The organism is Fulvivirga sediminis, from assembly GCF_016757215.1.
GTDB lineage: Bacteria > Bacteroidota > Bacteroidia > Cytophagales > Cyclobacteriaceae > Fulvivirga > Fulvivirga sediminis.
Genome location: NZ_JAESIY010000003.1, coordinates 376005 through 388388, shown reverse-complemented (window position 1 = coordinate 388388; position 12384 = coordinate 376005). Strand labels below are relative to the sequence as shown.

Genomic DNA, 12384 nt, shown 5'->3' with positions numbered 1-12384 from the left:
TTGAGTGCTTATTTGGTGTATTGAGCATTGAATTCAACTGTTATCTCATCACCTGTTTTTACAGTTCCCATTAAGGCTGTGGGAGGATCTATTTTAAAAGAACTCATTTTAAAAGTGTATTTACCTTTAAAGGTTACTGTATTACCTGATACCGTAGCTGTTACAGGCATAGTGATAGTTTTAGAAACCCCAGCCAAGGTAAGCGTACCGGTAGTGGTTAGCTTGTTACCACTAGTGCTGCTCACTGATTTGAAAGCATATTTTATAGTAGGATGATCATCAGTTTTTAAAGCTTCATAAGCATTCTTATCCATAGATGATTTACCACTTTTTAGGGTTTCAGCTTTTAACTCTATTGAAAGGGCTTTGATATTAACGTCACTTCCACTCACTTCCAAATTAGCCTTCCCACTCACCTGCTCGGCTGTCATCTCCCAATCATGCAAGGTAGATGTTCCTAGCACTTCCACTTTAGACGCTTTGTTATTTAAAGAATAAGACTGAGCCATACCTGTTAGTACAGCCATACTGAATATTAGTGTTAGATAGATTGATCTTTTCATAACGTTCTTTGTTTTTGTTGGTACAATGATACAGGGAGATGTGCAGGTAAAACATGACCAGAGTCAGGTGATAAAATGATTTAGCATAAGCGAAACCATTCTTTTTATTGACAAAAATCAGTTATAAAAAAAGCTCTCTGATAACGAGTACCAGAGAGCTCCAATAAAACCTAAATACCAAATTAATCCATTAAACGAGTACCTTAAATCTCTCAAAAGCCATTCTTTCCAACTCTTCTCTATGATCAGGGTGAGATATAGAAATAAGGTCGTGAGCTCTTTGTTTTAGATTTCTTCCAAACAAATTAACCACTCCATATTCTGTAACTATATAATGAACATGTGCTCTTGTAGTGGTAACTCCTGCTCCTTCCTTGAGGTAAGGAACAATTTTAGATATACCTTTATTAGTAACAGATGGCATAGCAAAAATAGCTTTACCATCAGGAGACAAGGAAGCTCCTCTAATAAAGTCCATTTGCCCTCCTACACCAGAATATTGCCTTTTGCCAATAGTATCCGCACAAACCTGGCCGCATAAGTCTATCTCTATGGCGCTATTGATGGCCGTTACCTTAGGGTTTCTTCTTATGATAGAAGTATCATTGGTATAAGCCGCCTCTTTCATGTCTACCAATGGATTATCATCCATAAAGTCATACAGTTTTTGTGTGCCTACTGCAAAGCAACTCACAATCTTACCTGGTTTCACCATTTTGTTTTCCCCTGTGATTACCCCTGCCTCTACCAGCGGAAGCACCCCATCAGAAAACATTTCGGTATGAATACCCAGCTTTTTATGGCCATGAAGGTTAGCTAATACCACATTAGGAATACCTCCTATACCCATTTGCAGGGTGGCTCCATCTTCCACCAGGCTAGCTACATACTTTCCTATTTTCTCTTCTATTTCTGTAGGAGCTTTGGCACTGGAACTATGTAAAGGAATATCTACCTCAATAGCATAATCAATTTTGCTCACATGGATAATACCATCTCCATGGGTTCTGGGCACACGTGGGTTAATCTGAGCAATTACCATTTTGGCACTTTCCAAACCAGGAATTACCACATCTACCGAAGTACCCAAAGAACAGTAACCATGCTTATCTGGTGGCGACACCTGGATAATGGCAACATCTAGAGGTAAAATATTTCTTCTGAAGAGCAAGTGTACTTCGCTTAAAAAGATAGGAATATAGTCTCCAAAGCCACTGTTGGTCGCTTCTCTTACGTTTTTACCTACAAAACAACTATTAATTTTAAAAGAAGATCTATACGGCTCCAATGCATAAGAGGCTTCTCCTTCAGTATGCATATGTATTACCTCTACATCTTCAAATTCCTGATACCTTTGGCAAAGCGCATCTACTAGTACGGTAGGAGTCATAGCTGCTCCTTGTATCAAAATTCTGTTGCCTGATTTTATATCTTTTACGGCTTCTTCTGGCCTAACGATTTTTAGTTCATTTTTCATAAGTAATGACAGGTTTGCACATTTATAAATAAGAGGTAATTCTCCTCCTTTCTATTCCTCAAAGCTAAATGTACGCCCTGCCTCAACCTATGACTTCTATCATGATTCTAGTTGAAAACCGTCAGGTGGGTGTGGGAATACTGAGAATAATATTATATCATTTAATGAGTCAAAAAGAATTATTAAACCCACACTCTATAGCAGCTCTAAATAGAAAAGAGCCGTACCAATAAGGTTGATACGGCTCTAAACTTCCTCTATTTATAATATAAAAATGGAGTCTTATAAAAGCTTTGAAGACTTCTCTTGCTATAGGCTTATAGCTTTAGTTAATTTAAACTAATATCACTCATTCCCACTTCTAGTTCTCCGGTACTACTGTCTCTAATCTCACCATTATGTATACTTCTAGCCGACCTATTCTTAGATCTTTTAACTTTGTCCTTACTTACACTCCACTGACCCGATGCTGATCCAGAACTTTTCCCTCCGTCAACTTTGACCGTCACCTTTCCTCCTACTCCTTCAGCCATTCCACTAATAAGATAAGTTCCAATTTTAGCTCCATTACTCAAAGATCTCCACCCTACTTCTGTTCCTTCTTCCATCCTTTTGATCTCTGTAATAGTACCTCCTTTTGCCTTCTTACCCCATTTATTGTAAGACTCATTCCAACACCTCCATCTAATTTCTGCTGAGTAAATAGGTCCATTCTGTACCTTTCTATATTGGACTCTTTTAATACTACCATTTGGATTTCTTAAAGGATATTCAATTTCATCCCTTGCTGCCAATTTTCCACTATTTACATTTAGCACTTCTCTTTCATATATTCTTTTAGATACAGGGCTTTTAAAACTAAATTCATCCAAAACATCAAGATTATTATAGTTTTCATGAATTTTAGCAGTCTCTTCCAAATCTACTGTACCTGATTCTCCATAGAACAAATATAACTCCCAAGAATTGTCTACTTTCTTATAGATAGCCTCATGATCTACCTTATAGATTTCTCCTTCAACTTCTATTTCATAATTATTATCAATTACTGCAATTTGATAAGGATCAAAATAGTGAGATAAGGTTTCATACATCTTTTTATTTAAAGTAATTACTCCGTTAGTGGTTTCTTCAAGGTTATTGAGATAATCATCATGCTCGTCTAACGTCTTAAATGAATACGAGCTGTGTACAAGGTCAGGATCTAACCTTACGGTTACAGAATATTCGTCAGACATCTCATAGCTTACTTCCTGTAAATCTTTAGATAAACCTTTTTCATTTTGATCATCTTCACAGGACATCATAAACATGGCCAGCAAAATAGCGGCAAGACAGGCCCAGTTGGCCATTAGTTTTAATGGTTGATTTTTCATCATTTTAAAATTAAGGTTGACTCTTTGATTAAATTATATTTCTGTTTCGCAGGTCCTTGTTTCGTTATCATCACATCTGCACCAGTGTAGGTTTTGCATATAAGTGATACCGAATGTACAGGTGACATTTACACAGAATTCGAAGGTCTTAGAAATCTTGTTTTCATTACTTTCTGTTTTGTCATAAGAAATAGGTAAATATACAATGTCGCCAAGAGCCTCCTGAGAGTATTCACCCTCTATCTTTAATCTAACTTGCTTGGTTTTGGCGGCAGTCCAGAGCCCTAATCTCTTCTTTTGATGTTTGGTTCTTGCTCCTACAGATGAAAATAAATTTCCCAGCTGATTTTTAAAGATTTCACCTTTGAGCCTCTTCCTGTTCTTTTTAGAATACTTATTTTCACAGGTTTCTATTCGCCTTCCTGTTTTCATATCGTATTGAACTATTGTCTTCACCACCGGAGATTTCTCTGCCTTGCCTAATTCAATAGCATTTTTAAATTCAAGTAATGAAGATTTTAAATCGGATTTATCTGCCAGTTCCTTTTCAAACAACTGATCATCAGTAAGTTTCATAAGCTTACCTTCTACTACTACTAAACCCTCTGCATTAAAGAGTGTAGCTATTAGGTGATCATCTACCAGTGGCAATAATTCAGTTTCATCATTTATCTTTCTTAATGAATACAAATGCTTGTTTGCAGCTAATAGGTCCTCTAACTCTGAATCATCACCAGCACGGCTCAGCAGGTCTTCAAAGTGAGCATATGAGGATCTTAAAGATTTAAAATCCTTAAACTGAGATTCCCATTCATTCAGATTATCCTGATTATTTTTAAGATAATTCAATGTAGATTCGAAATCAGCATGTGTTTTAAAAACTAATAGGCCATTTTGAAAGCTTAGTGGCTCATCCGATGGTTTCGCAGCATCCTGAGAATCTTCGCAGGAAGTGAAACAGCTAGCTAAAAGCAATAGCATAGCGCTGAAAAAAAGTGTTGTTCTTTTCATGAAATAAAGTTTAAATTATAGTGTTGATTAATATTCAGAATTAGTAGTTGGCAGCGGCTATTACTGCCTGCTCTGCATCAATGATTCCATAGCCATAGTTATTGCTTGGTCCACTGGAGAACCTTTTATAGCTGCCCGAATTTCTCATAATATTCACTACCTGAGCCTTAGTAAGATCAGGGTTGGCAGACCAAATAAGTGCGGCTATTCCAGACACCGTTGCGGAAGCGGCCGATGAGCCCAGCGCTTTTTTGGAGTTAGCGTTGGTTCTGTTTAGACCTAAGGCATAGTCTCCATCTGATTTTCTTTTTAGATATACGGCAAAATCCACATGATCTCCTTTGGCATTGTGTACACCATCAGAATTAATCACTTCCAGGTTTATTCCATTAGGATCAGATTGCGGATCATAAACCACTCCTGTAGCAGCTATGGTTTTACTATAACTGGCTGGGAATATTTTAAGGCCAAGTACACTGCCAGCGGCACATACTATTAGCTTACCTTTACTATCAGCATAGTCTAGGGCATCTTTCATATCATCTCTACCATTGAGCCTGCCTACAGAGATATTTATTACTCTCACATCAGGATCATCGGCCAGCTTTTTCACGGCCTTTACAAAAGCCTTGCGCTCTTTAGTGGTTTCGATAATCACCCCATTAGCTATTTTCACACTATGCAAATCTGCCCGGGGAGCTATGCCTACCATGGCTCCTATGCTATTTCTCGGTGCTGTCATTTGGCCTGACATAGAAGTTCCATGACCACAATCATCGTAAGGATGTCTATTTTTCTTAAACAAAGCCTCTGTAGTTCTCGAAAGCTTCACCGTTCTGCCACTACCAAAGTTTGCTCTAAGCTGATTCTGATTTTCGCCTATCCCTGTATCCACTACACCTATCATAATATCCTCACCTTCTGCATAACTCCAGGCGGCAGGAATGTTATGCGTATACAGGTGCCAGGAAACCTTGTAATTAGTACCAGCAGGTATGGTATAGCGGTCAGCCTGGTTGGCATAATTTTCATCGTCAGCACAGCCACTACCACTACTGGCCTGCCTTCCATTTATCATTTCATTCGCTTCCAAATCAAAGCCATCTGGCTCTATGTACCTAACAGTGGGCAACTGCCTGAGCTTAGCCAACATTCCATAATCAGTGATAGTAGCCCAAATCATAGGAAAACCATCATAGGATTCGAATGAAATGGATGATTTGTCATCATTGATATAATTCAGGTAGGCCTTTGTATACTCCTTAGCATAGGTCAGTTCGTCCATACCTGCTACTGCAGCCTCTGCAGCTAATGATTCTACAGCCTCTATTCCTATCGTTACCGCGCCATCACCTGCTAAGACTGCACTCCACAAAGTATGGTCGCTAACATTTCTCCAGGGAGACTCCTCAGTGGCCAATGCAGGAATTATGCGATTGATCTCCCTTATGCTTAAAGCTTCCTTTGAATTTTCTTCAACAAGAATATTAGGAAAGCTCATTTTGGACACAGGATCTACGACCATATTATGGTCGGGTTCTGCTATCATGGAATCGTTACAACTCCATAAGATAAGAGTGCCTAGTAACAAGAGAAGAGGATGAGTTTTTATAGTTAAGTTCATAATGGTTGATTAATTATGAACCGAAGGTATTGATAGATTGAGTGTTAAGAAAATCAAATATCACTATTAAATCAATATTTATTATTAAAACTTCAATATAATGATACTATAACAACCACTGAATTCCATAATACAATTTATTTAATCTTAATTTTATTAGATAATAAGAAGGATATTAGTATTAAATTGAGTAATTTGTGATAATCAATAATACTAAACCCATATTATTAAAAATCAATAATGAGTATTCAGGTAGATATTTTCGATTACCTCAAATCAACTAGAAACGATTCTTTATTAGTGGCTGAACTGGGTGATTTACTTGCCATTAGCACTGATAGCGTCTACCGAAGGCTCCGTGGAAACACCGACTTAAACCTTGATGAACTTTCCAAAATTTGCAACCATTTTAATATCTCCATAGATTCGTTTATTTGTAAGAATCCTTCTAAGGTAGATTTTCAACCTGTATGGCATAATAATCTCGAGTTTAACTATGTCGAGTATCTTCGGAATTTAAAAACCGAAATGAATATTCTTTCTGATATACCTAATTGCAGGTTGTTCTATTCATCAAAGGATCTGCCATTGTTTTACAATTTATTGATACCGGAGCTATCTGCCTTTAAAGGTTTTTTCTGGGAAAAATCAGTAGCACAGCTACCCCACCTTCGAAACGCAAAGTTTAGTGTCGAAAATATTGATGAAGAAAGCGTAAGCATGGCGGAAGACATCCTTACCTCATATAATAATATTAACACTTCTGAACTATGGAATGATGGTGTACTTACGAGTACGCTCAATCAAATCCAATTTTATAATGATTCCGGATTTTTTTCTAACGACAATGATTTTAACATCCTGATAGAAAAACTGCAATTGCTCATTGATCACTGCGAAGAACAGGCTGACAGTGGAGTCAAATTTAAACTTGGTGATCAGCCGGATTCAACCTTGAAAAATTATTTCCTTTACCACAGTGATATCCTCATAGGTGATAATACTATTATTTTAGATCTGAATAGCCAGTTTTCTGTATATAAAGCTCACAACATAATAGATAACATGGTTACTCACCATGAAAATTTCTGCAAAAGAACGCTTCAAATGTATGAGAATTTTTTATCCACAGCTACACTCATTAGCAGCACCAATCAAAGGGAACGCATACGATTTTTTAACCGCCTCAGAGAAAAAGTAGAGGTAGTGAGCAACCTGACAGTATAAATGTTTTCTAAAAGAAGCTAAAACCGCATTTCTTCACCATCTTCGGGAATGATAACATAATCGTTCAGTTGATTTTGATCAACAAAGGCTTTGAGGTCTTTTCTACTCAACGCACAGTGATTGATAGCTTCCATATGGATAGCAATGATAGTAGCCTTAGGTAATAGCTGGTGTACCCTCAGAACATCCTCCTGCCCCATAATAATATTTCCAAAACCATTTACCTGAGCATTACCTGTATTCATAATAACTATATCTGGCTCATGCTTCATCAAAGCTTCTTCCACCTCATCAATCCAAATAGTATCGCCTATTAAGTAAATCGTTTTTTCATTGGCCTTTTTAAAAACATATCCTGATACGCTGCCCATTCTGGCTGCCATTTCAGGCACTTCAAACAAGTCATCAGAACCATGTTGGCAAACCGTTTTAAATATTTGCATCTCTCCCCATTGATTTTCCTGTTCTAAAACATTCACTTTAGAAAACCCATCGGCTTTTACTTTTTCGGCATCATCTTCATTCTGAACATAAACAGGTGTTTCTTTAGGCAGCCGTTCAGCTGCTACTGCATCCCAATGATCAGGATGTAAATGAGTGAGCAGTACCAGATCAGGCTTAAGCCAGGTGTGAGGAGGCAAAGGTAAATCAACCAATGGATTTCTTAGCTCAGCACGGTAAGTACCAGGGAAACCAGGGTAAGCACCTTTATCGGCGAACATAGGATCTATTAAAAAGCGAGCGCCTCCATAGTGCACAAACAACGTCGCATTTCTTACTAATTGTATCTTTATTGGGTCTGACATAGCTATAATATTTGTATCATTAAAAAGCCCTAGTATTCAATGAAAGTAGACACCACAATGTTTAGTTAAATCAGGGATAAACTTATTGGTAAAATCTCTTCCAAAAACTATTTCTGAAGCCACTGGAATTTTCAGAAAAGTGCTTACTAGAACAACCTATAATCACTTACGGTTAGCAGACTAGAATGTTAATAAATTGTAGCCCTCCCAAAATAGCCATCTAGCACTTCAGAAAGATTGAAAAACTATCGTTCCCAATTTCTTAGTGGTAGTTCATTTCCATAAAATACTCCTGTAAGTGGAAGACCTCTGAATAATATTTTTCATCAATTGAAAAAAAGAAAAATAAGTCACGAAATGGATCCTGCTTATACTACAAGCAGCCAGGTGTTTAAATGTCTTTGATAAATTAATAAATATCCCCTTTCGTCGACATATCCCTGGATTTTAGGGAGTGGTAATAGCTAATGTAAGATGAATGTAAAAGCGGATTTTGGTTGAATAAAACTATAACCACGGCTCAAGATCCCCTTAATAATTATGGCATACTACACCCGGGAAGCCCCCAATCTAAACCCAGCGTAGAAACTACGGGGCTCACGTAGGGAATATTTAGAGAAAGTCCTCTTAATATCAGTAGTGCTCCCATGACAAGTGCTAACGCTGGGATTACATATTGAATAGAAAATGCTTTCCGCCCTTTAATAAAAGAAAGTAGTCTGGTGATACCGAACATCATAGGCCAGGTTCCCAGGCCAAAGCCCAACATCACTAAAGCTCCGCCCTGGATTGTACCCGTAGCTACACTTACTGATAAAACCATATACACCAGACCACAGGGTAAAAGACCATTCAACATGCCTATAACATAATAGGTGAATGGGTTCTTACTTTTTAAAACCTTCTGCAAGTTTTTGCGAAGGGGTTGAATTACTTTTCCGTACATAGGAGATTGTAACAGCTTGTGCTGATATCTGGGGAACAGGGCAAAAATAATCACTACGATTCCCATAATTACTGACAAGCCTTGCTGCCAGCCAAAAATAGATAAACCACGACCTAATAAACCAAAAGTCACACCTAGTAAAACATACGTGGTTAATCGACCAGAATTATAGATTAATTGCTGCAAAAAATTACGTTGACCATTCACCGCCATGGATAATGGTCCACACATAACAGCACAATGAACACTACCTATAAACCCAGCCAAAAATCCAGATAACATCACAATCCCCAGTTTAATTTCTCACTTAAATAACTATACTTTGTTCTTCGTAATATTCCTTTCCATCTTTATTCCAGTTGATTTTAATCTTCCATAAGCCTTTTTTGAAAGTAGTAAGATCAAAATTCTGAGCTCCACTATCATTTAGCCTGATATTGTACTTTTTATCCAGAGAAGCATCTGAGGGTCTGAAAAAATGGATTTCTCCCTTGTTAATGGTTTTATTCGGAATATTTAATGATAACACGGAACTGTTGCGGTCAAAATCTACCTGCATCTGATCTCCCCCGAGAGTGCTCGCATTCTTTATACGGTCTATCTGATCCTGATAAGCAATTTCCTGCACATAATAGTCTTGAGCTACCAGACTTACATCTTGTCTCATACAAATGGTAATCATGGTGGCTATAAGAGCAACAAAGCACGCAAATACTATAACTATTCTTGTTCCCCAGTTCATTGTTTTATGATTTTTTGTTTTCTGATCATTAAAATAACTTCTACCGCTAATTAGACTTACCTACAGGACCTAAAAATTTGGTGCCTGTTTTTTCTACAAGCTTTCCATCTTTATATACCCCTATGGTAAGGCTCGTCTTTGCGGACTTTATCTTATCAGTAGGTATTTTAATAAAATATACACCCTCTGAAAGACCATTCGATGGCACTAGCTGATCACCTTCTCCTACTTTGGTTATTTCAGCTTCCGGTTCATCCTCTACACGTAGCTCCAGCGTCATATCCTCAAAAGTTTTGTTTACAAACTGAATATTATAGAGGTTAGTGATATGACCATCATCTGTGCGCTGATAGAGCTGTCCTGGCACTTTCAACACTGTAGTTTCTATCTCTGATCTGCTGGCTAGAGAAAAACCTAATATACCCAGTAATAACACCAGCACTACAGAATAAGCAGCTGCTCTTTTGGTAAAGATCTTTTGCTTCCCTTTTTCTATTGCTTCAAAAGAAGAGTAGCGGATCAAACCTGTAGGAAGATTCACTTTCTGCATCACATCATTACAAGCATCAATACAAGCGGTGCAGTTTACGCATTCTAGCTGTGTACCATTTCTGATGTCTATACCTGTAGGGCAAGCATGTACACAAAGCTTACAGTCTATACAATCACCCTTAGGTGCTTCTTCCTGCTTTTTCTTAAGTTTACCTCTAGGCTCACCCCGTACCCAGTCATACATTACTGCTATTGATTTTTTATCCAACAACACACCTTGAAGTCTGCCATAAGGACACACAGCTACACATGCCTGCTCTCTAAACCATGAAAAAACACCATAAAATATGCCTGTAAAAACCATCAGACCTATGAAACCACCCCAGTGTTCTGATGGTGACTGACTCACGATCTGTTTCACCTCTTCTATACCAATAAGATAGGCCATTACAGTGTGAGATATCATTAAAGAAATAATGATAAAAATGGTATGTTTGAGTAGCCTCTTCCCTATTTTCTGCGCATTCCAAGGCGCTTTTTTCAACTTTCTTTGCTGATTAGCATCTCCATCAATCCAGTACTCTATTTTACGAAACACCATTTCCATAAACAGTGTCTGTGGACAAGCCCACCCGCACCATACACGACCAAAAATTACGGTAAATAAAATCACAAAAACGAAAAATGTGATTAACAAAAGTGCTAAAAGGAAAAAATCCTGAGGCCAGAAAGCCTGGCCCAGGATTACAAACTTGCGCTCAAAAATATTAAGTAATAAAAATGGTCTACCATTTATTCTTATAAAAGGGCCAGAGAATAGTATGCTTAACAATATAATAGTAACTACTATTCTCCTATTATGGTAATGTCCAGATGGCTTTTTAGGATATACCCACACCCGCTTACCTTCTGCATCTACGGTTGCAATGGTATCTTTAAACTCCTCATCGTATTCATATAAGTTATCCAAACTAGCCTTCTTATTCATCTCTCAACAATTTTATATTATAAAGCAGCTTGTGCATCATCTGCAGATAACGAGTCGGCCTCCACAGCAGTAGAATCGACAGCATTATCAATAATTTCTACTTCTTCTCCTGATTGGTAAACTTCTCCCTGTGGGTCTTTAGCATTATCAGGGTTAGTGCCTGCCAAACTGATTACAAAAGAAGCCACGTTCTGCATTTGTGTAGGAGAAAGTAATGGTTCCCAAGAGATCATACCTTTTTCTGGAACACCATGCTTTATAGTAGCGAATACATTTTTGATACCACCACCATGTAACCAGTATTCGTCTGTAAGGTTAGGACCTATACCTCCACCACCATCTTCTCTATGGCACGCCGCACAGTTATTGATAAACACTTGTCTTCCTTTGCTTAAAAGTGCCGGATCATCAACCAGCTCTACGTTGGTTTCATCAATATTGCTTTTAGGCATATTTGCTTGTCTGAGCAAAGCCGCTTCCTGAGCTTCATTCATTTCTATGGCATATTCCTCTGAAGGCAAAGGCATGGTTCCGAACACATGATATACAGCCAGATATACTACAGCGAAAACAATACTCACGTAGAATATACCTTTCCACCATGGTGGCAAGTGGTTATCTAACTCTCTAATGCCATCATAATTATGATCAAGAATAATGGCTTCTTCTTCCTCTACAGGTACTGCGTCATTGGCTTGAGTAAGGAATTTGCTCCACCAGTTTGTCTTCACTGGCTCCTCAATTATTTCTCCACGGGCTTCTGCCTGTTTTCTGGCCTGGTCTTTTACCATAAACCTGAGCAGCTTGAGAATAATCATAGCCACCCTTAGCACTATAAGGGCTGTAACAAAAACAAACCCTACAACAACATAAAAGTATACAGACGTGGTGCCTGCTGAAGAAGCACTCTCTTGAGCCCATGCCTGCTGCCCTATCAGGAGCAGCATCATGGCTATCAATGGTCTTTTTAGTTTATATAAAATTCTACTCATGATTCTTCAGATTTTGCAGTGGACAATGTCACGTCATCAACCGGTAAATGCTTCATTTTGCTGATGTAACCTTTATCCGCTTTAATTACCCATAACACCAGGCAGATAAAGAATATGAAGAATATTGACAATGATATAAT

At 38.0% G+C, this 12384-nt stretch carries 11 protein-coding genes; 1 reads left to right on the top strand and 10 read right to left on the bottom strand.

The features are described from left to right. Positions 1-8: 8 nt before the first annotated feature. The 5 genes from JL102_RS07305 to JL102_RS07285 all read right to left on the bottom strand — a co-directional run bounded on the left by JL102_RS07305 (position 9) and on the right by JL102_RS07285 (position 6051). The gene (locus JL102_RS07305; protein ID WP_202243605.1) at positions 9-563 is read right to left on the bottom strand and encodes a YceI family protein; all 555 of its coding nucleotides are present in this window, start codon (positions 561-563) and stop codon (positions 9-11) included. A gap of 190 nt (positions 564-753) precedes the next feature. Further along, a complete protein-coding gene (locus JL102_RS07300; protein WP_202243604.1) occupies positions 754-2040 on the bottom strand; it encodes an acetyl-CoA hydrolase/transferase family protein in 1287 nt (428 codons plus the stop codon). A 329-nt stretch (positions 2041-2369) separates the two neighbouring features. Next, entirely contained in the window at positions 2370-3419 is a 1050-nt protein-coding gene (locus tag JL102_RS07295; RefSeq protein ID WP_202243603.1) for a hypothetical protein, read from the bottom strand. Positions 3420-3449: 30 nt separating this feature from the next. Further along, positions 3450-4427, bottom strand: a complete 978-nt coding sequence (locus JL102_RS07290; protein WP_202243602.1) for a hypothetical protein — start codon at positions 4425-4427, stop codon at positions 3450-3452. Between the two features lie 40 nt (positions 4428-4467). Then, positions 4468-6051, bottom strand: a complete 1584-nt coding sequence (locus tag JL102_RS07285) for a S8 family peptidase (RefSeq protein ID WP_202243601.1) — start codon at positions 6049-6051, stop codon at positions 4468-4470. A 240-nt stretch (positions 6052-6291) separates the two neighbouring features. On the opposite strand from JL102_RS07285, the gene JL102_RS07280 reads away from it, so the two are divergent. Continuing rightward, a complete protein-coding gene (locus tag JL102_RS07280; RefSeq protein WP_202243600.1) occupies positions 6292-7278 on the top strand; it encodes a helix-turn-helix domain-containing protein in 987 nt (328 codons plus the stop codon). Between the two features lie 17 nt (positions 7279-7295). Here the strand turns inward: JL102_RS07280 and JL102_RS07275 are convergent, their stop codons facing one another. The 5 genes from JL102_RS07275 to JL102_RS07255 form a co-directional block, all read right to left on the bottom strand. Next, on the bottom strand, positions 7296-8084 hold the full coding sequence (locus tag JL102_RS07275; protein ID WP_202243599.1) for an MBL fold metallo-hydrolase: 789 nt from the start codon (positions 8082-8084) through the stop codon (positions 7296-7298). Between the two features lie 538 nt (positions 8085-8622). Next, positions 8623-9312 (bottom strand): sulfite exporter TauE/SafE family protein, encoded by a 690-nt coding sequence (locus tag JL102_RS07270; RefSeq protein ID WP_202243598.1) that lies wholly within the window; start codon positions 9310-9312, stop codon positions 8623-8625. A 25-nt stretch (positions 9313-9337) separates the two neighbouring features. Beyond that, on the bottom strand, positions 9338-9772 hold the full coding sequence (locus JL102_RS07265) for a FixH family protein (RefSeq protein ID WP_202243597.1): 435 nt from the start codon (positions 9770-9772) through the stop codon (positions 9338-9340). A 46-nt stretch (positions 9773-9818) separates the two neighbouring features. After that, positions 9819-11252, bottom strand: coding sequence for a cytochrome c oxidase accessory protein CcoG (gene ccoG, locus JL102_RS07260; RefSeq protein ID WP_202243596.1), 1434 nt, complete (start codon positions 11250-11252; stop codon positions 9819-9821). Positions 11253-11269: 17 nt separating this feature from the next. Further along, a complete protein-coding gene (locus JL102_RS07255) occupies positions 11270-12244 on the bottom strand; it encodes a cbb3-type cytochrome c oxidase N-terminal domain-containing protein (protein WP_237390470.1) in 975 nt (324 codons plus the stop codon). Positions 12245-12384: the final 140 nt, after the last annotated feature.

Coding starts and splice junctions, on each gene's coding strand:
- JL102_RS07305 (WP_202243605.1), bottom strand. CDS start 563: ATGAAAAGATCAATCTATCTAACACTAATATTCAGTATGGCTGTACTA.
- JL102_RS07300 (WP_202243604.1), bottom strand. CDS start 2,040: ATGAAAAATGAACTAAAAATCGTTAGGCCAGAAGAAGCCGTAAAAGAT.
- JL102_RS07295 (WP_202243603.1), bottom strand. CDS start 3,419: ATGATGAAAAATCAACCATTAAAACTAATGGCCAACTGGGCCTGTCTT.
- JL102_RS07290 (WP_202243602.1), bottom strand. CDS start 4,427: ATGAAAAGAACAACACTTTTTTTCAGCGCTATGCTATTGCTTTTAGCT.
- JL102_RS07285 (WP_202243601.1), bottom strand. CDS start 6,051: ATGAACTTAACTATAAAAACTCATCCTCTTCTCTTGTTACTAGGCACT.
- JL102_RS07280 (WP_202243600.1), top strand. CDS start 6,292: ATGAGTATTCAGGTAGATATTTTCGATTACCTCAAATCAACTAGAAAC.
- JL102_RS07275 (WP_202243599.1), bottom strand. CDS start 8,084: ATGTCAGACCCAATAAAGATACAATTAGTAAGAAATGCGACGTTGTTT.
- JL102_RS07270 (WP_202243598.1), bottom strand. CDS start 9,312: ATGTTATCTGGATTTTTGGCTGGGTTTATAGGTAGTGTTCATTGTGCT.
- JL102_RS07265 (WP_202243597.1), bottom strand. CDS start 9,772: ATGAACTGGGGAACAAGAATAGTTATAGTATTTGCGTGCTTTGTTGCT.
- ccoG (WP_202243596.1), bottom strand. CDS start 11,252: ATGAATAAGAAGGCTAGTTTGGATAACTTATATGAATACGATGAGGAG.
- JL102_RS07255 (WP_237390470.1), bottom strand. CDS start 12,244: ATGAGTAGAATTTTATATAAACTAAAAAGACCATTGATAGCCATGATG.